14 protein-coding genes and 2 tRNA genes are annotated in these 18,273 nt (G+C 62.0%); 4 read left to right on the forward strand and 12 right to left on the reverse strand.

The annotated features are described in order from the left end of the window. Window positions 1-357: 357 nt before the first annotated feature. The 4 genes from AC515T_RS05865 to AC515T_RS05880 all read right to left on the reverse strand — a co-directional run bounded on the left by AC515T_RS05865 (window position 358) and on the right by AC515T_RS05880 (window position 4,826). Complete coding sequence (locus AC515T_RS05865; protein WP_496531761.1) at window positions 358-1,647, reverse strand: virulence factor family protein; 1,290 nt, start codon at window positions 1,645-1,647, stop codon at window positions 358-360. After that, a complete protein-coding gene (gene mprF, locus AC515T_RS05870) occupies window positions 1,647-4,289 on the reverse strand; it encodes a bifunctional lysylphosphatidylglycerol flippase/synthetase MprF (protein ID WP_496531762.1) in 2,643 nt (880 codons plus the stop codon). The genes AC515T_RS05865 and mprF overlap by 1 nt, the downstream gene beginning before the upstream one ends. A 152-nt stretch (window positions 4,290-4,441) precedes the next feature. Next, a tRNA-Met gene (locus AC515T_RS05875) sits at window positions 4,442-4,518 on the reverse strand. Between the two features lie 231 nt (window positions 4,519-4,749). Further along, window positions 4,750-4,826 (reverse strand) — tRNA-Met (locus tag AC515T_RS05880). Window positions 4,827-5,108: 282 nt separating this feature from the next. Between AC515T_RS05880 and dinB the strand changes: the two genes are divergently transcribed. Next, window positions 5,109-6,170, forward strand: coding sequence for a DNA polymerase IV (dinB, locus tag AC515T_RS05885; protein ID WP_496531763.1), 1,062 nt, complete (start codon window positions 5,109-5,111; stop codon window positions 6,168-6,170). 179 nt (window positions 6,171-6,349) lie between these two features. On the opposite strand, the gene AC515T_RS05890 is transcribed toward dinB, so the two are convergent. From AC515T_RS05890 to AC515T_RS05905, 4 genes are all read right to left on the reverse strand, one after another. Beyond that, window positions 6,350-7,303 carry a hypothetical protein gene (locus AC515T_RS05890; RefSeq protein WP_092475130.1) on the reverse strand — a complete coding sequence of 318 codons (954 nt, stop codon included), beginning with the start codon at window positions 7,301-7,303 and terminating at the stop codon, window positions 6,350-6,352. 17 nt (window positions 7,304-7,320) lie between these two features. Then, window positions 7,321-9,036: a proline--tRNA ligase gene (locus tag AC515T_RS05895; RefSeq protein WP_496531764.1), complete on the reverse strand. Its 1,716-nt coding sequence runs from the start codon at window positions 9,034-9,036 to the stop codon at window positions 7,321-7,323. A gap of 129 nt (window positions 9,037-9,165) precedes the next feature. Beyond that, window positions 9,166-10,725 (reverse strand): AmpG family muropeptide MFS transporter, encoded by a 1,560-nt coding sequence (locus AC515T_RS05900; RefSeq protein WP_496531765.1) that lies wholly within the window; start codon window positions 10,723-10,725, stop codon window positions 9,166-9,168. A gap of 44 nt (window positions 10,726-10,769) precedes the next feature. Then, the gene (locus AC515T_RS05905) at window positions 10,770-11,123 is read right to left on the reverse strand and encodes an MGMT family protein (protein WP_496531766.1); all 354 of its coding nucleotides are present in this window, start codon (window positions 11,121-11,123) and stop codon (window positions 10,770-10,772) included. 157 nt (window positions 11,124-11,280) lie between these two features. Here AC515T_RS05905 and AC515T_RS05910 point away from each other — a divergent pair, with 157 nt between their 5' ends. Then, on the forward strand, window positions 11,281-12,288 hold the full coding sequence (locus AC515T_RS05910; protein WP_496531767.1) for a DUF481 domain-containing protein: 1,008 nt from the start codon (window positions 11,281-11,283) through the stop codon (window positions 12,286-12,288). A gap of 193 nt (window positions 12,289-12,481) precedes the next feature. Here the strand turns inward: AC515T_RS05910 and AC515T_RS05915 are convergent, their stop codons facing one another. Beyond that, complete coding sequence (locus AC515T_RS05915; RefSeq protein ID WP_002554837.1) at window positions 12,482-12,691, reverse strand: cold-shock protein; 210 nt, start codon at window positions 12,689-12,691, stop codon at window positions 12,482-12,484. Between the two features lie 354 nt (window positions 12,692-13,045). Between AC515T_RS05915 and dcd the strand changes: the two genes are divergently transcribed. Together dcd and AC515T_RS05925 are read left to right on the forward strand one after the other, a co-directional pair. Next, a complete protein-coding gene (gene dcd / locus AC515T_RS05920; protein ID WP_003184751.1) occupies window positions 13,046-13,612 on the forward strand; it encodes a dCTP deaminase in 567 nt (188 codons plus the stop codon). Window positions 13,613-13,711: 99 nt separating this feature from the next. Beyond that, the gene (locus AC515T_RS05925; RefSeq protein ID WP_122565397.1) at window positions 13,712-13,918 is read left to right on the forward strand and encodes a hypothetical protein; all 207 of its coding nucleotides are present in this window, start codon (window positions 13,712-13,714) and stop codon (window positions 13,916-13,918) included. A 37-nt stretch (window positions 13,919-13,955) separates the two neighbouring features. Here the strand turns inward: AC515T_RS05925 and pdeM are convergent, their stop codons facing one another. The 3 genes from pdeM to AC515T_RS05940 form a co-directional block, all read right to left on the reverse strand. Then, the gene (gene pdeM / locus AC515T_RS05930) at window positions 13,956-14,612 is read right to left on the reverse strand and encodes a ligase-associated DNA damage response endonuclease PdeM (RefSeq protein WP_496531768.1); all 657 of its coding nucleotides are present in this window, start codon (window positions 14,610-14,612) and stop codon (window positions 13,956-13,958) included. Beyond that, the gene (locus AC515T_RS05935) at window positions 14,612-17,098 is read right to left on the reverse strand and encodes a ligase-associated DNA damage response DEXH box helicase (protein ID WP_496531769.1); all 2,487 of its coding nucleotides are present in this window, start codon (window positions 17,096-17,098) and stop codon (window positions 14,612-14,614) included. Before AC515T_RS05935 ends, pdeM begins: the two co-directional genes overlap by 1 nt. 406 nt (window positions 17,099-17,504) lie before the next feature. Further along, window positions 17,505-18,269: an ABC transporter ATP-binding protein gene (locus AC515T_RS05940; protein WP_496531770.1), complete on the reverse strand. Its 765-nt coding sequence runs from the start codon at window positions 18,267-18,269 to the stop codon at window positions 17,505-17,507. Between the last annotated feature and the right edge of the window lie 4 nt (window positions 18,270-18,273).

Below are 18,273 nucleotides of genomic sequence, written 5' to 3' on the forward strand. Positions count from 1 at the left end.
TCGCTCCTACAGGGGGGCGGTGGTGGGCACAAATGCTGTGGGCACTGGGATCAAAAACTGTGGGAGCGAGCCTGCTCGCGATAGCGGTCTGCCTGGGCCGGTGATGTTGAATGTGCCGCCGTCATCGCGAGCAAGCTCGCTCCCACAGGGGGGGCGGTGGTGGGCACAAATGCTGTGGGCACTGGGATCAAAAACTGTGGGAGCGAGCTTGCTCGCGATAGCGGTCTGCCTGAGCCGGTGATGTTGAGTGTGCCGCCGTCATCGCGAGCAGGCTCGCTCCCACAGGGGGCAGTCGAGCGGGCACAAAAAAGCCCCTGGCCCTAAGGCTGCCGGGGCTATTGTCAGGTGACTATCTGCTTACTGCTCGGCTGTCTTGTTCTGGCGTTTGTTGATCTCATCGATCAGGCGCTTGGCCAGGGCCGGGTAGTTCTCGTCGAAGTGGTGGCCGCCTGGCAGCTTGATGGCCTCGCCAACCGCTGTCTTGTCGGTGCAGCCGCTTTCGTCGGCTTCTTCACCACCGTAGATGCACACCACTTTCTCGGCTGGCAGCTTGGCCATTTCCGGGCCGGTGGCGGCTTCGGTGCCGGCGTTGCCGAGCCAGCCTTCGACTTCGATTTCGAAGCTGCCGGTGCGGGCGAAGGCCAGCAGGATGATCGCATCGACCCGCTGTTGCTCGGTGGCCGGCAGGCGATTGTAGATGGCCGGCAACACGTCGGCGCCGAAGGAGTAGCCGGTCAGGATGAAGCGCTTGGTGCCCCAGATCTGCCGGTAGTGCTGCATCAGCTCGGTCAGGTCCGCCGCGCTCTGCTCAGGGCTCTTGTGTTGCCAGTAGTAGCGCAGGGTGTCGATGCCGACCACCGGGTAGCCGATCTTGGCCATTTCATCGGCCACGTCACGGTCCAGGTCGCGCCACCCGCCATCTCCGGAGAGAAACAGGGTGACGGTGTCCCGTGTCTGGCTGGCAGGGACTTCCACCACCGGGATGCTCAGGCCGCCCTTGGCCTTGTCAGTGCCCACCAGGATTTTGCGCAGTTCGTTATTCAGCACTTGTGGCAGGTTGATGTCGTAGTCGCTGATGCTGGTCTCGGCATTCGATTGGTCGCGTACGAAACCGGCGCTGGTGTCGTCAGGGTTGTCGTTCCAGGCCACCAGCCAATGGCCATGGGCTGCGCTTTTAGGCAGCAGGTGGGTGCAGCCGGGTTTTTCCAGGGCCAGGTCCACTGAAACGGCCTTGGCGTTGTCGTCCTTCTGTTCGGCCAGCCAACGCCAGGCCAGCACAGCGCCAGGGCCGATGCCGCTGACCAGCGTGGCCGGGCCCTGGAGCTCTCTCAGGCCGGCCTGCAGCGCGCGGCCTTGCAACATGCAGTCCTTGGGCAGGATCACTTGGACGATCTGCGCCGAGCCGCTACGGCTGAGGGTCGTCAATTGCGTGTCGCTGAGCTTCTGGTCTTCATTGACCGCCACCAGTACCCGGGCACGCGCCTTGGTACCGGGAGTGACACGGGTCAGGGCTGAGCCATCGGCGGGTGCCAGTTGTTCCAGGGTCGGTTGCGGGGCTGGGCGGTTCCAGTACCAGTAACCGCCACCGAGAATCACCGCCAGCACCAGCAGGGCGGCCACTACGTATCGCCAGGAGCGTTGCATCATCAGCGTTTCACCAGTCCAGTCAGGCCGCCTGCAATCAGGGCGGCGGTATCGGCCAGCGCCACCAGCGGATCGAGTCCGGCGGGCACGGCCATGTAACGAGGTTCCCAGTCAGGCTGGAATTTGTCTTTGAAGCGGCGCAGCCCCTGGAAGTTATAGAGCTGCTCGCCACGACGGAACACCATCGAGCCCAGGCGCTGGGTCAGTGGTGCGCCGCGCCGCGGTTGCAGGCCCGACAGCGGGACCATGCCGAGGCTGAAGCGGGCGTAGTCATGGTTTTTATAATGCTGGATGAGGCCGACCATCATGAACTCCATGGTCAGTTTCGGGGCCTCGGGGTGGGCGCGCATCAGGTCGAGGCTGGCCAGTTCGTGGCTGTGGGTTTCCAACAGGTTGGCGAACGCCACCGGCCGGCCCTCGAAACGAATCACCGCGATGCGGAAATGCTTGAGGTAGTCATCGCTGAAACGCCCCAGGGAGAAACCTTTTTCCCGCACGTTCTTGCCGGTCAGCCAGGCATCGGAAATGACCTTGAGCTCATCCATCGGCGCCTGGCCCGGTTCGTGGATCTCCAGGGACAGGCCGTCACGGGTGCCGCGGTTCCAGGTGTAGCGCAAGTCCTTCATCTCTTTGCCCTTGGCTTCGAGATCGAAACGCTTGAGGTCGACCCGTGCTTCCTCGCCCAGCTTGATGGCCGTCAGGCCGATGTCCATGTAGTACGGCAGGTTTTCGGCGCGTACCTGGTAGAACACAGGGCGGGCATGGTGGATGTCGCACAGGTCGCGGAACTGCCAGATCATTTCGGCCCGTTGCTGGGACGGGCCGATCGGGTCATACAACGCCACCAGGCTGCGGCCACGGCGGGCATACATCAGGAACGCCTCGTCGTTGGAGTGGAACAACAGCGCTTTGTCACCGGTCAGGGCCAGGCCGCCGTCGGGTTGCGACGACGTCATCAGGATCGCCCTGGCGCGCTCCAGTTCTTGCGCCGTAGGCAAATGGATCACCGGCCGTGCGGTGCGCAGCAGCCAGGTCAGGGACACCACCACCAGCAGCACCGCGGCGCCCAACAGGGAGCGTAGGCCGCGTGGGGCGTCGGCATCGAGGGTGAACTGCCACCATAGTTGATGGCTGTAGGGCACGTCCTGGTAGGCAAACAGCAGCAGCCAGATCGATGCGCCGAGCACGCAGAGGCTGGCGATCAGGAACAACGGGGAAAATGGCAGCTCGGTCAGGCGGCTCGGACGATAAAAGGAGCGCCGGAATACTGCCAGCAGGGCGGCTGTCAGGGTCAGCAACGTGGCTTCTTCCCAGTCGAAGCCCTTGAGCAGCGAGAGCAGGGCACCCACCAGGAGCAGCACCGTGGTCAGCATCCAGGCGGCCGACAGGCGACGGCGCAGGCCTTGGGCGAGCAACAGGCACAACACGCCCACCAGGCTGGCGCCGAAGTGCGAAGCGTCCACTAGCCGATGGGGGATCAGGAAGCCGATGTGCTCCAGGCGGGTGTCGATTTCCGGGGTCACGCCGGAAAACAGCAGCACCACACCGGAGAGGAACACCAGCACCGCCAGGATCGGCGCGGCGAAACCCGATGCCGCCCGCAGGCTCTGGCGTGTCTGGAACAGCCGCTGTGCCTCATTGATCAGCAACAACACGCAGGCCACCAGCATCGGCAGCAGCACGTAGATCAAGCGATACAGCAACAGCGCGGCGGCCAGCGGTGCGGCGCCGAGTTTGTCGGCAAACGCGGCCAGCAGGATCGCCTCGAATACCCCGACCCCGCCCGGTACATGGCTGAGCACACCGGCGGCCAGCGCCAGCAGGTACACCAGCAGAAAGGCGCCGAACGGCGGTGCCTCGGGCAGCAGCAGATACAACACGGTGGCGGCCGCGGCGACATCCAGCGCAGTGATCACCAGTTGCAGGAAGGTCAGGCGTCGGCCCGGCAGGCGCAGCGTGCGGCGCCCGGCCTTTACCAGAAGGCTGTCCCGATGCGGCTGCTCCGGCAGGCGGCGACGGTAAATGCCGATGGCCAATACGCTGGTGAGCAGCAGCACCGCCACGGCAATGGCCCCCAGCAAAGTGGCAGGCAGGTGCAGCGCGGCAGAGGCGGCGGGCAGGTTGCTGAGTGTCGCCAGGGCCGCCAACGGCGGCAACGCGCAGCCCAGGGACAGGCTGGCGAACAGCGTCATGTGGGCGACATCCGATGCTCCCAGGCCATGGCGCGCATACAGACGGTAGCGAACCGAACCGCCCGACAGCAGCGACAGGCCAATGGCATTGCCGATGGCGAACGCGGTGAACCCGCCCAGGATCATGGTCTGTGGCGGCAGCGTCACCCCGGCGTAACGGCTGGCGGACCATTCATAGCCCAAAAGAATGATGAAGCCGACGACTGTGGCGGCGATCGCACCAAGCAGGGCGGGCCGGGGCACTTCCAGAATCGAGTCGTGCAGGGCGTATAGATCGAGCTCGCTCAGCAGATGGCGGCAGGCAATCAATGCAATCGCAAACAGCAGCAGCGTGACCGCGAGGCCAATGGGCTGGCGGTACTGGCTGATCCGATCCAGCCAGCGCAGTCGTTCGGCCTTGATCGGTTGTGTCGCGGTAACGGAGTCTTGCGGGTCAGACGAGTGGGCGCGCATCAATCACCTCTTGAGCTATGCGCGACAGGATGGGGGTATCCAGCTAAGTTACCAATCCCCGCGGTAAAAAATAATTACAAAAAATTTGTAATGAGGCCTTTTTTCATCAGGCACAAAAAAGGCCACTCTTTCGAGCAGCCTTTCTTGATATTTGGTTGCGGGAGCCGGATTTGAACCGACGACCTTCGGGTTATGAGCCCGACGAGCTACCAGACTGCTCCATCCCGCGTCTGTGTGGCGGCATTCTACAGGCGAACGCCCGAGTGTCAACCGTTAAAAGGCACCGGGGTCAAATAAACGGCCGATCCGCCCCTTGCCTTCCTAAATGCGCGGAATTAAAGGGAAATTGTCCTACAACTTACAGTGCGTGCAGCGTCGCAGGCGGCGTCTCTTTGATCGTGTGGTCAAAAACGAGCGCCCACAAAAAAGGCCACTCTTTCGAGTAGCCTTTTTTGATGTTTGGTTGCGGGAGCCGGATTTGAACCGACGACCTTCGGGTTATGAGCCCGACGAGCTACCAGACTGCTCCATCCCGCGTCTGTGTGGCGGAATTCTACAGAGGATTGAGCCGCTGTCAACCCCAGCGTCACAAAAACCTGTTCCGCTTCAATCGCTTAGCCTTGGGCGTAGGCATTGTGACAGCGCTGTGACGCAGGCCTGGCAAGGGTTGAAGCTCTATTGGAGGGGGCGTTGCAATTGAAGAAGTAAATTTGTGTAGGTGTTTTCGGTGCCTGAAGAAGGATCTTTCAAACTACTGGTGCTATATACAGGTGCCGGTGCGATACTGGTGGCCCGATTCGTCCCACACCCTGTTCTTTTATGACGCAACGTAAAATCATCCATGTCGACTGTGACTGTTTCTATGCCGCTATCGAGATGCGCGATGATCCGCGGCTGGCCGGTAAGCCCATGGCGGTGGGGGGCTCGGCGGATCGGCGGGGTGTGATTGCCACCTGTAACTACGAAGCGCGGGCCTACGGCGTGCGCTCGGCCATGTCTTCCGGCCACGCTTTGAAGCTCTGTCCGGACCTCACCATCGTCAAGCCGCGCATGGAGGCCTATCGGGAAGCGTCGAAGGAAATTCATACGATTTTCAGCGATTACACCGATCTGATCGAGCCGCTGTCCCTGGACGAGGCCTACCTGGACGTTTCCGCCAGTACCCACTTCGGCGGCAGCGCCACCCGCATCGCCCAGGACATTCGCCGACGTGTTTCCAACCAGTTGCACATCACCGTGTCCGCCGGTGTCGCGCCGAACAAGTTCCTGGCCAAGATCGCCAGTGACTGGAAAAAGCCCAACGGGTTGTTTGTCATCACCCCGGACCAGGTCGAGGACTTTGTCTCGGCCCTGCCGGTCAGCAAGCTCCACGGCGTAGGCAAGGTCACCGCCGATAAGCTGAACCGGCTCGGTATCGTCGACTGCCTGCAGTTGCGTCAATGGGACAAGTTGGCGCTGGTGCGTGAATTCGGCAGTTTTGGCGAGCGGCTCTGGAGCCTGGCCCGTGGGATCGATGAGCGTTTGGTGCACAACGACAGCCGACGGCAGTCCATCAGCGTGGAAAACACCTACGATGTCGACTTGCCCGACCTGGTGAGTTGCCTCGACAAACTGCCGGAACTGATGGAAACCCTCAAAGGGCGCATGGCGCGGATCGACAGCAGTTATCGACCGGGCAAACCGTTCGTCAAAGTGAAATTCCACGACTTTACCCAGACCACGCTGGAACAGGCCGGGGCAGGGCGGGACTTGGGCAGTTATCAGTTGCTGTTGACCCAGGCGTTCAATCGGGGCGGCAAGCCGGTGCGGTTATTGGGGATTGGGGTGCGGCTGGAGGATCTGCGGGGTGGGTTCGAGCAGTTGGAGCTGTTTGAGCGGTGAGGCTGCCACTTACATGGGCTCTTGTGGCGAGGGAGCTTGCTCCCGCTGGGCCGCGTAGCGGACCCCAAAACTCTTACTCAACTTATCTGGCATACCGGTGACAGGTTTCAGGGCTGCTGCGCAGCCCAGCGGGAGCAAGCTCCCTCGCCACAAGAGCCGTTGCCCTATCCAAACTGGACTCAGTGAGCCCCCGGATCCGCCACCAACCGCCCGCCATCCTTGGTCAGGGCTTTCATGAACTCGGTCTGCAACTCCGGATCGTTGCGCGTCAGTTCGATCAGGCTCTGTTCCAGTTCGCTGGCCTCTTCCTCAAGTCCCAGCTCCGACAGGCGCTTGACCCGATGAACCCACTGGCTCACCTCGTCGTCTTCCAGGTCGTCGTAGATCAGCGCATGAGCTTCCACCAGTTTGCTGCGCAAGGTGCTGCTGATGCTCAGGGATGAGTCGGTGTGCACTTCGTCCTGGGCATCCGTCACGCTGATCTGCAATTTGCCGAACTGGCTCAGGTCCTGCTCGGCGAACGGGCTTTCCAGCAGGTTCAAGCGCAGCACGCCGTTACGGTCGGTGCTCAGCTCGAAGGTCTGCCGGGCGGCCTTGACCTCCACCGGGCGTTCGCTCCAAGGCAGGCTCGAGTGTTCCGTGCGCTTGTCGCGCTGGACTTCGTCGATGCCCGCCAGGTTCTGCTGGGCCCGGCCATGGGAGGGGACGTTCATGAACGGGTTGAGCCCGGCGAAACCGTAGCTGATCCAGTCACGGGTCGCCGTGTCCGGCAGGTTGCCGAGGGCGAACACATTGACCACGTTCGCGCCGACACCGGCCACCACGGCCACCGCGCCCAGGGGGATCTCGTAGATCTCCCGCCAGGGTTGGTACGGCGTGTAGCGATCGTAATGGCGGGTGACTTCGAACTCGGTGACTTCGAAGGTCTTCTGCTCATTGATGCGCACCCGACGCTGCGGCAGGTCGAGCACCTTGGGTTCGCCCACGTCGATTTGCAGGCTGTGGTCGAGCAATTTTCGCTCGACCCGCTCTTCGTGCTCGCTGCGTTGTGACATTTGGTTGGCGCAGCCGCTGACCAGCAGGGCGCCGCACAGGGCGGCGCCGCCGAGGCCTAAGGTGTTTCGCTTGAACATGACGTCTCTATCTGGTGTCAGCGGCGGATACGGGCCTGGAGGAACGACAGCACGTCGGCGACCGGCAGCGCTTGCGGCTCGGCCTCGGTGCGGCTCTTGTATTCCAGGTTGCCTTCGGCCAGGCCACGGTCACTGACGACGATCCGGTGGGGGATGCCGATCAGTTCCATGTCCGCGAACTTGATGCCGGGGCTGGTTTTCTTGTCGCGGTCGTCCAGCAGCACTTCGAAGCCGGCGGCCGTCAGTTCGGCGTAGAGCTTGTCGGTGGCTTCGCGCACCAGGTCGGTTTCATAGCGCAGCGGCACCAGGGCCACCTGGAACGGCGCCAGCGTGTCGCTCCAGATGATGCCTTTCTCGTCGTTGTTCTGCTCGATGGCGGCTGCCACCACGCGGGAAACACCGATGCCGTAGCACCCCATTTCCAGGGTGACCGGCTTGCCGTTCTCGCCCAGCACTTCGCACTTCATCGCCTTGCTGTACTTGTTGCCCAGCTGGAAGATGTGCCCGACTTCGATGCCCCGCTTGATTTCCAGGGTGCCCTTGCCGTCCGGGCTCGGGTCGCCGGCCACGACGTTGCGCAGGTCCGCGACGGTTGGAACCGGCAGGTCGCGTTCCCAGTTCACGCCGAAGTAGTGCTTGTCGTCGATGTTGGCGCCGATGGCGAAGTCGCTCATCAATTCCACCGAACGGTCGATGATGATCGGCAGGGGCAGGTTTAGCGGGCCGAGGGAGCCGGCACCGGCGCCAATGGCGTCGCGCAGTTCTGCGTCGGTGGCCATGACCAGCGGGCTGGCAACACCTGGCTGGTTGGCGGCCTTGATTTCGTTTAGCTCATGATCGCCACGGATGATCAGGGCAATCAGCTTGCCGGCTTCTTCCGCCCGCACGATCAGGGTCTTGATGGTCCGTTCGATCGGCAGGTTGTGGCCTTCCACCAGTTGGGCGATGGTCTTGGCGTTCGGCGTATCCACCAGGCGCAGTTCTTCGGTCGGCGCGGCGCGGGAAGTTTCCCGTGGTACTGCTTCGGCTTTCTCGATGTTCGCGGCGTAGTCGGAGCCGTTGCTGAAGACGATGTCGTCTTCGCCGGACTCGGCCAGCACGTGGAATTCGTGGGAGCCGGCGCCACCGATGGAGCCGTTGTCGGCTTCAACCGGGCGGAATTTCAGGCCCAGGCGGGTGAACACGTTGCAATACGCCTGGTGCATGCGGTCGTAGGTGACTTGCAGCGAAGCCAGGTCGGCATGGAACGAGTAGGCGTCCTTCATGATGAATTCGCGACCGCGCATCAGGCCGAAGCGTGGACGGATCTCGTCACGGAATTTGGTCTGGATCTGATACAGGTTGATCGGCAGCTGCTTGTAGCTGCTCAACTCGTTGCGCATCAGGTCGGTGATCACTTCTTCGTGGGTCGGGCCTGCACAGAAGTCGCGACCGTGACGGTCTTTGATGCGCAGCAGCTCAGGGCCGTATTCTTCCCAGCGCCCCGATTCCTGCCACAGCTCGGCCGGTTGGGTGCTCGGCATCAACACTTCCAGGGAACCGGCGGCGTCCATCTCTTCGCGAACGATGGCTTCCACCTTGCGCATGACCCGCAGGCCCATCGGCAGCCAGGTGTACAGGCCCGAGGCGAGTTTGCGGATCATGCCGGCACGCAGCATCAACTGATGGCTGATCACGACGGCGTCGGAAGGCGTTTCTTTCTGTGTGGCGAGCAAAAATTGACTGGTGCGCATGGTTGGCCGTTGTCGGTTGCTGATGACGAGAAGTGACGGAGCATTGTACGGGCGAGATGCCCTGGCGTACAGGCGCGTGGCCGGTCGCCAGGTGCGAACGCCGGTTTCCCCGGCGTTTGCTGAAGTTTCCTACGACTCTTCCGCAGGCTGGGTGGGCGCCGGTTCCTCGCTGGGTGTCGAATCCTGGCGACGGTTCTCCTGGAACCAGTGCAAGGCGATCAGCAGCAGGGTCGGCACGCCCAGCAACGCGGTGATCAGGAAGAAGTTGTGGTAGCCGAATTTCTCCACCATCACCCCTGAATAACCACCGATCAAGCGCGGCAGCAACAGCATGATCGAGCTGAGCAGGGCGTATTGGGTGGCGGAGAATTTCAGGTTGGTCAGGCTCGACAGGTAGGCGACGAACGCCGAAGTGGCCAGGCCGGAGCTGAAGTTGTCCAGGGAGATGGTGACAATCAGCATCTGCAGGTTGGCGCCCATGTCGGTCAACATCAGGAAGAGGATGTTGGTGGCGGCCGAGGCGACACCGCCGATGAACAGGATGGGCAGGATGCCGAAACGTACGATCAGCAGGCCGCCCATGCCGGCGCCGACGAGGGTCATGATCAGGCCGAAAATCTTGCTGACGCTGGCGATCTGGTCCTTGGTGAACCCTTGGTCGATGTAGAACACGTTGGCCATGACACCCATGACCGTGTCGGACATCCGATAGGTCGCGATCAGCCCGAGCAGCAGCAGGGCCTGCCAGCGATAACGCAGGATGAAATCGTTGATCGGCGTCAGCACTGGCGCCAGTCCGCGCCGGCCCATGGCCGACAGGCACAGGGCGGTCAGGATGGTATAGAGGATGGCTCGCAGGAAGGCGCGGTCTTCGAGCAGCAGGTCGAGCAGGCTGACGCCCTCGAACAGCACGCTGGCGAAGTCGGTGTTGAAAAGCTGGGTGAACATCGCCGGGACGGAGACCAGCAGTACGATCAGCACGAATACCGACGCCAGCTGATGAACGAACGTGTAGCGTCCGGCCTGCAGTTGGGTGCGCAGCGGCACCGGCGGCTCGCGCATGAACAGTGAGGTGAGGAGCGCCGGGACCATCAACACGCCGAACAATAGGTAAGTACCGGCCCAGGCCGAGTGTTTGTAGTTGAAGCCGGTGGAGCCAAAGCCTTCGGCGAAGAACAGGGCGCCGGCGGTGGCCAGCAGCGCGGCGATGCGGTAACCGGACATGTAGCTGGCGGCGAGGGCGGCCTGGCGGGTGTCGTCGGCGATCTCCAGGCGATAGGCGTCGACGGCGATGTCCTGCGTCGCGGAGGCGAAGGCCACGATTACGGCGATGGCGATCAACCATGACAGGTGTTTTTGTGGATCGCAGAAACCCATGCCGATCAGGCCGAGGATCACCAAAGCCTGGGAGAGCACCAGCCATGAGCGACGGCGTCCCAGCTTGCCCAGCAGCGGCAGGCGCCATTGGTCGAGCAGGGGCGACCAGACCCATTTAAAGGCGTACGCCAGGCCGATCAGGCTCGCGTAGCCGATGGTTTCGCGGGCCACGCCGGCTTCGCGCAACCAGACTGAAAGCGTGGAAAACACCAGCATGTATGGCAAGCCGGCGGCGAAGCCAAGCAGCAACAGCACGAGCGTCGAGGGACTGGCATAGGCGGCGAGGGCGGCGCGCCAGGTTTTACGGGGCATGGGCTGGAGTCTGCCTCAAAAATTGCGAAAACAAAGCGCGCACTCTAACCGCTGTGCTCTACCGGGCGCCAGCCATGGCGCTGAATATCAACACGATTGTTCAGGACACTGACCCCTTCCATGCGCAGGCGCGCGCGCTGCTCATCCCCTGAGGCGCTACCTGCTGGCAGACTGATCCGACCACCGGCAGCCAATACCCGATGCCAGGGCAGCTTGGTGTCGTTCGGCAATTGGCTGAGGGTTCTTCCCACCCAGCGCGCCGCGCGGCCCAGGCCAGCCATTTCGGCGAGTTGACCATAGGTGACGACCTTGCCCGCCGGCACCTGTGCCAGGGTCAGGTAAAGGGTCGTGCGGCGGATTTGGGCGGCGTTCTCGGTGTCCGCGGGTGCGTCAGTCACGTAAAGTGTTCCTGAATGGGTGTCCGTCTGTAGATTAATTCCTACAGGACTGGTTGAGAAATGAACTCATCAGTCCTATACAGGTCAGTCCTTGCTGAGGTGTCATCCTGGGGGATAATGCCGCCTTTTCACCGCAAACTTGAGCCCTTTATCGCTTATGTTGTCTAGAACCCTGCTATGCCTGGCTGTTACCAGCGCCTCCATGCCCCTGCTCGCCGACACTGTCTGGTTGAAGAATGGGGACAAACTCAGTGGCAAGATTACCGTTTTCGATGGCGGTAAGTTGCTGATCCAGACCGATTACGCCGGTGCGATTCCCATCGACTGGAAACAGGTCAAGACCCTGGAGAGCGATCAGCAGCTCCTGGTCAAACAGGACGCTTACACCGGTGAGAAGGCCAAGGCGCTGCAGGCGGCCGAGGACGGCAAGGTCACCCTGGCCAACGGTGATGCGCCCAAGACTGTCGAGCTGGCCAGTATCCAGCAGATCCTCAAGCCCAAGCCGGTGGTCGAGGACCTGGTGTGGAAAGGCAATATCGATGCCGCGCTGGATTACCAGCGTGCGGAAAACGATACCGATGATTACGACATCGACTTCAAGACCTCGGCGCGCCATGGCAGATGGCGGCACACTGCCGAAGGCGAATACAACCGTGAATTCCAGGATGACGTGGTTTCCGCCGACAACTGGAGGCTGGAGTATTCCCTCGACCGGTTCCTGACGGACAAATGGTTCTGGCAAGGTCGCTTGAACTACAAGCGTGACAAAGTCGAAGACCTGGCCCGCCAGCGCGTGGTGGGTACCGGTCCGGGCTACCAGTTCTGGGATGACGAGCTGGGTGCGTTCTCCCTGGGCTCGCTGTTGAACCGCACCGACTATGAATACCGCGATGGCGGCAAGGACAACTTCTATTCCGTCGCGATGAAGTGGGACTACAACCGCTACCTGATTGGCAAGCGCGTCGAGTTCTTCACCAACGGCGAAGTGGGCAAACCCCTGTCCGACGTGGCGGATTACGCCTACGACGCTGAAGTGGGGCTGCGCTACAAGGTCACTGACTGGGCGTCGCTCAACCTCAAGGCGGAGAAGGATGTCATTGAGGGTACCGAGGACAGCGATCTGAGCAAGACACGTTACACGGCTGGATTTGGCGTCACCTGGTAGTCCCAGGCTAGTAACAAACCCTGTGGGAGCGAGCTTGCTCGCGATAGCGGTATGTCAGCAATATGAATGTTGACTGACACGCCGCTATCGCGAGCAAGCTCGCTCCCACAGTTTTTTTGTGCGCCGGTAAAAACGACAGGCACAAAAAAGCCCCGCTTTTGAGGGCGGGGCCTTTTACTAAAGCAAGTGCAAGTTAGATAACTTGAACTTCTTCAGCTTGCATGCCTTTCTGACCGCGGGTAGCGATGAAAGAAACCTGTTGGCCTTCTTTCAGGCTTTTGAAGCCGTCGGATTGGATAGCTTTGAAGTGAACGAACAGGTCGTCACCGGATTGTGGGGTGATGAAGCCGAAGCCTTTTTCATCGTTGAACCACTTAACGGTACCGGTTTGGCGATTAGACATGGTGTAACTCCTTGAACAAAGATAACTGCGACTCAGGAAGAACCCTGGCCGAGACTGAGTGCAAAGAGCAGGAAAAATTCTTGTAGATGGTTGGATCGAAATTCAACATATCGTGTAGAGATTCTCAGTGACACAAGCAACACAGTGGCGCCACCTTAACCCTTTTTCCAGAATGTGCCAATGGTCTTTGCGAAGGTTTCTCTTATTTGGTGACTGACGGCGCGGGTGATGGCCGGCAGGACCCGGAAATCAAGGTGGATCGGCGAGATTTGTGTGCCGCGCTTTGAACCCGGCCCCGTGCCCCGGTAAGATGCCGGACGTATTTTTTCCACCTCGCTATTTCAGGAAACCGCCATGAGCATCAAATCGGACAAGTGGATTCGCCGCATGGCGCAAGAGCACGGCATGATCGAGCCCTTCGTCGAGCGCCAGATGCGTGGCGAAGGCGCCGACCGGCTGATCTCCTTCGGCGTCTCCAGCTACGGCTACGACGTGCGCTGCGCCGACGAATTCAAGGTGTTCACCAACATCAATTCGGCCACTGTCGACCCGAAGAACTTCGACGAGAAGAGCTTCGTCGACGTCAAGAGCGACGTTTGCATCATCCCGCCGAACTCCTTCGCCCTGGCCCGCACCGTCGAATACTTCCGCATTCCACGCAACGTGCTGACCATCTGCCTGGGCAAGAGCACCTACGCCCGCTGCGGCATCATCGTCAACGTCACGCCGCTGGAACCCGAGTGGGAAGGCCACGTGACCCTGGAATTCTCCAACACCACGACGCTGCCGGCGAAAATCTACGCCAACGAGGGTGTGGCGCAGATGCTGTTCCTTGAATCCGATGAAGAATGCGAAGTGTCCTACAAGGACCGTGGCGGCAAGTATCAGGGCCAGCGCGGCGTGACGCTGCCGCGTACCTGAATCTGACGAGCTGTTGGAATTCCTGGGCGGGCAGACACTCTATTGTGTGTACTGCCCGTTTTTGCGTCAGCGCAACGGGCTTCGCCCAGGAGTTGCTCTATGAAGATCGATCCGCGAATCAGTGCCGAACTGGCAAAGCTCGAGCCCAATCAGATCGGCGTCATGGCCTGGTCATTGCTGGCCCATCCTGCCGAAGCGGCGGGCGGCATCCCCGGCCAGCCCGATCCCGATACGCCCAATGAACAACCTACCGAACCCGGCGAGCCGACCCTGCCGGACGAGCCGCCTCCTGCGCCTGTTGCCTGATGAGACGATGGCCCGCCAGCGATAGCACAGAGTGCTTTCAGTTGACGGGCCATATTTCGTTATCGCCGATGACAAAAATCCTGCAATCGCTGTCTTGCTCGACTCGATAACCGCCCGTGAACGCGCCGAAGGCCGGTAGCAGGCTGATTTCACTGCCCAGCCGAAAGCAGGCCAGGCGCAGGCGCTGTCGGCCCTTGCCGCTCAGGTGGTAGACCGGGTGCACGTGACCGGCCAGCACATGGCGGCTGGGGTGTGGGGTGGGCTCGTGTTGTACGGCAAAAGGGCCCAGTAGCAACGGCTCCGATACGACGCGAATGTTCAGCGCTGGCGGTGGGTCGCCAGCGCGTTTGTCGTGGTTGCCGCGAATCAGCGTCATGGCCAGGTGCGGATGTCGCTCACGCCAATCGGAAAGTGCCTTCAAGGTGCCGGGCGCGTGAGAACCAGGGCCGTGGAGGAAATCTCCGAGAAAGATCAACTGTCGACACGCCAGGCTGGCCAGTAACCCATCCAACACCGCGATGTTGCTGGCGGTGGTGCCGTGGGGCACCGGTTGCCCGAGACTACGATAGGCGGCGGCCTTGCCGAAATGAACATCGGCCACCATCAACGCTTCCTGGTCGGGCCAATACAGGGCTTTTTCCGGGAGCAACCAGAGCGCTTCGCCGGCCAGGTTGACGGGATACGGCGCTGGCATCAGGCGTCACCGCGATCGGCAGTCTTTTCCAGCTCGCTGACCATCCGTCGGATGCGGTCGGCGAGTTTTTCCGAGCTCATGCTTTCCCGGAACCGCTCCACCAGCAGTGGAAACCCGAGCGGGGTGGGGCGTTTGATCATGTGCAGGTCCAGCTTCAAGGTATTGAGGCGTTGCAAGGTCTGCTCCAATCGACGGATATCCAATTCTTCACGCAAGACTTCCTCCCCGGCCTGGGCCAGCAACAGATTGTCGGCGTCGTATTGTTTGAACACCTGGAAGAACAACCCACTGGAGGCCTGGACTTGCCGGGTGCTTTTCGGCGCACCGGGGTAGCCGGCGAAGACCAGCCCCGCGATCCGGGCGATTTCGCGAAAGCGCCTGAGGGCCAGTTCCCCGGCATTCAGGCTCGCGAGCACGTCGGCCAGCAGGTGATCAACGCTCAACAGGCTCGGAGTCAGGTAGTGCGACCAATCCACTGCCGTGGCGCTGAGCAGTTCCAGGCCGTAGTCATTGACCGCAATGGAAAACGTCAGCGGCTGTTGTCGACTGACGCGCCAGGCCAGCAGGCTGGCCAGGCCCAGATGAACCTGGCGCCCGGCAAACGGGTACAGGAACAGGTGCCAGCCTTCCCGGGACTTGAGGGCTTCGGCCAGCAAGGTGTGTTGCGTGGGCAAACCGGACCAGCGTTGCTGGGTCAACAGCAGGGGCTGCACGGCTTGCATCTCCGGGCCCTGGAAGCGGCCCGTGGCGGCTTCGCTCAAACGGGCCACGACGGCAGACGCCAGTTCGCTGGAAAGCGGCATGCGCCCGCCGTTCCAGCGCGGCACGGCGGCCTTCTTGGCCTGGCTGCGTCGTACATAGGCAGTCATGTCTTCGACCCGGACCAATTCCAGCAGTCGCCCGGCGAACAGGAAACCGTCACCGGGCCGCAGGCGAGCGATGAAGCCCTCCTCTACGCTGCCCAGGGTCTTGCCGCCGCCGCCCTTGCTCCAGAACTTCAATTGCAGGCTGGCATCGCTGACGATGGTGCCGATGCTCATGCGGTGACGCCGAGCCAGGCGGGCGTCAGGCACGCGCCAGACCCCATGTTCGTCCGGTTCGACCCGTCGGTAATCGGGGTAGGCGGTCAGTGACAGGCCGCCGTGGCGTACAAAGGCCAGGGCCCAAGCCCATTCGGCCGGGTTGAGGTCGCGGTAGGCCCAGGCACCCCGTACCTCCTCGTACAATTCGTCGGGAACGAAGCCGCCGCCCAGGGCCATGCTCACCAAATGCTGCACCAGGACATCCAGCGGCTTGCGGGGCGACTCGCGAGATTCGATGCGCCGTTGGGCCACGGCGTCCTGCGCGGCGGCGGCCTCGATCAACTCCAGGCTATGGGTCGGCACCAGCGTCACCCGGGAGGTCCGCCCCGGTGCGTGGCCGGAGCGCCCGGCCCGTTGCATCAGCCGCGCCACCCCCTTGGCCGAGCCGATCTGCAGCACCCGTTCCACCGGCAGGAAATCCACCCCCAGGTCCAGGCTCGAGGTGCAGACCACCGCTTTGAGCTGGCCGTCCTTCAATGCCTGCTCCACCCAATCGCGGGTATCGCGCGACAGCGAGCTATGGTGCAGGGCGATCAGCCCGGCCCAATCGGGTCTTGCCTCAAGAAGCGCCTGATACCAGATTTCCGACTGTGCCCGGGTATTGGTGAAGACCAGGCAACTGCGGCTGGCGTCGATTTCAGCAACGACCTGGGGCAGCATTTTCAGGCCGATGTGCCCGGCCCAGGGAAAGCGTTCGAGGGCCGGGGGCAGCAGCGTGTCGACCTGCAGCGCCTTGCCGTTGGCGCCTTGCACACTGATGCCGTTGCCTTGCGGGATCAATACCTGCTCGGCGTGGGCCTGGTTACCCAGGGTCGCGGAGACGCCCCAGACGATGAGTTCGGGATGCCAGTGCCGCAAGCGCGCCAGGGCCAGTTGCAACTGCACGCCACGTTTGTTGCCGAGTAATTCGTGCCACTCATCCACCACGACCATGCGCAGGGTCGAGACAGCGGCTTGCGCATCGGCCCGGGCGAGCATCAGGGTCAGGCTTTCGGGCGTGGTGATCAGTGCGGTGGGCAGGCGCCGGCCCTGGCGGGCGCGTTCGCTGGCGCTGGTGTCGCCAGTGCGCAGGCCGACACTCCACGGCACTTGCAGGTCTGCCAGGGGCGCTTCGAGGGCTTTGCCGGTGTCGGCCGCCAGTGCGCGCATCGGCGTGATCCACAGGACGGTCAGCGGTTCGGCTGGCGGCTTGCGTTTGCGTGGTTTGTCCGGCGGTGGTGCCGGGCGGGCGAAACGGTTGAGGGCGGCAAACCACACCGCATAGGTCTTGCCGGCGCCGGTGCTGGCGTGCAACAGCCCGGATTCCCCGCGCTTGACCGCGGCCCATACCTGCTTCTGAAAGGCGAACGGCTTCCAGCCGCGGGCGCCGAACCACTGGTTTGCGAAATTGTTGGATGTCGCCATGCCTGCCGCGTGCGCCCTGGAAGTCCTTCTTCAGTGACCACGGCCAGCGATGAAAGGTTTTATGCAGGACATCGTGGCGAGCGTGCTTTTGTGGCGAGGGAGCTTGCTCCCGCTGGGCTGCGAAGCGGCCCCCTGGATCTGGATGACACGCTGCAAGGGGAGGCTGCGCCTCCAGCGGGAGCAAGCTCCCTCGCCACAAAAGCAGCGTCTGGCGCCGAATGCCAGTCAGCTAAGCAGCAAACATGTGGGAGCAAAGCTTGCTCGCGATTGCGGTAAGCCAGCCGACTAAGATATTGGCGACTCTGCCGCTATCGCGAGCAAGCTTTGCTCCCACAGGATTTATGCCGTTTGTTCCTAACTGACAGGCATTGGCGCCTGGCGCCTTCTTTTCAGGGGAGTCCGAAGTTTATTTCAGGTTGCCACTGAGAAACTGCTTGAGCCGTTCGCTGGTGGGATTGCCCAGTACGTCTTCCGGCGCGCCTTCTTCTTCCACCAGGCCCTGGTGCAGGAACAGGACCTGGTTCGAGACTTTGCGGGCGAAGCTCATTTCGTGGGTCACCATGATCATGGTCCGGCCCTCTTCGGCCAGACCCTGGATCACCTTCAGCACTTCGCCCACCAGCTCCGGGTCCAGGGCCGAGGTGGGTTCGTCGAACAGCATCACCTCCGGTTCCATCGCCAGCGCACGGGCAATGGCCACGCGCTGTTGCTGGCCGCCGGAGAGGAACGCCGGGTACTGCTCGGCGACCCGCGCCGGCAGGCCGACCTTGTCGAGATAACGACGGGCGCGGTCATCTGCTTCCTGTTTGCTCACACCCAGCACCCGGCGCGGCGCCATGGTGATGTTTTCCAGCACGGTCATGTGGCTCCACAGGTTGAAGTGCTGGAACACCATGGCCAGGCGCGTGCGGATGCGTTGCAGCTCGTCGGCGTCGGCCACGTGCATGCCGTGGCGGTCCTTGATCATCCGGATTTGCTGGCCATCCAGGGTCATGGCGCCGTCGTTGGGTTGTTCGAGGAAGTTGATGCAGCGCAGAAAGGTACTTTTGCCCGAGCCGCTGGCGCCGATGAGGCTGATGACGTCGCCGGTCTTGGCCTTGAGCGAAACGCCCTTGAGCACTTCATGTTCGCCATAGCTTTTGTGCAGGCCTTCGATGGTCAGTTTGTACATGGAG

Source organism: Pseudomonas sp. FSO-7 (assembly GCF_059579345.1).

Excerpts from the sequence above, each read along its gene's own strand:
- AC515T_RS05865 (WP_496531761.1), bottom strand. The coding sequence starts at position 1,647 with ATGATGCAACGCTCCTGGCGATACGTAGTGGCCGCCCTGCTGGTGCTG.
- mprF (WP_496531762.1), bottom strand. The coding sequence starts at position 4,289 with ATGCGCGCCCACTCGTCTGACCCGCAAGACTCCGTTACCGCGACACAA.
- dinB (WP_496531763.1), top strand. The coding sequence starts at position 5,109 with ATGACGCAACGTAAAATCATCCATGTCGACTGTGACTGTTTCTATGCC.
- AC515T_RS05890 (WP_092475130.1), bottom strand. The coding sequence starts at position 7,303 with ATGTTCAAGCGAAACACCTTAGGCCTCGGCGGCGCCGCCCTGTGCGGC.
- AC515T_RS05895 (WP_496531764.1), bottom strand. The coding sequence starts at position 9,036 with ATGCGCACCAGTCAATTTTTGCTCGCCACACAGAAAGAAACGCCTTCC.
- AC515T_RS05900 (WP_496531765.1), bottom strand. The coding sequence starts at position 10,725 with ATGCCCCGTAAAACCTGGCGCGCCGCCCTCGCCGCCTATGCCAGTCCC.
- AC515T_RS05910 (WP_496531767.1), top strand. The coding sequence starts at position 11,281 with ATGTTGTCTAGAACCCTGCTATGCCTGGCTGTTACCAGCGCCTCCATG.
- AC515T_RS05915 (WP_002554837.1), bottom strand. The coding sequence starts at position 12,691 with ATGTCTAATCGCCAAACCGGTACCGTTAAGTGGTTCAACGATGAAAAA.
- dcd (WP_003184751.1), top strand. The coding sequence starts at position 13,046 with ATGAGCATCAAATCGGACAAGTGGATTCGCCGCATGGCGCAAGAGCAC.
- AC515T_RS05925 (WP_122565397.1), top strand. The coding sequence starts at position 13,712 with ATGAAGATCGATCCGCGAATCAGTGCCGAACTGGCAAAGCTCGAGCCC.
- pdeM (WP_496531768.1), bottom strand. The coding sequence starts at position 14,612 with ATGCCAGCGCCGTATCCCGTCAACCTGGCCGGCGAAGCGCTCTGGTTG.
- AC515T_RS05935 (WP_496531769.1), bottom strand. The coding sequence starts at position 17,098 with ATGGCGACATCCAACAATTTCGCAAACCAGTGGTTCGGCGCCCGCGGC.
- AC515T_RS05940 (WP_496531770.1), bottom strand. The coding sequence starts at position 18,269 with ATGTACAAACTGACCATCGAAGGCCTGCACAAAAGCTATGGCGAACAT.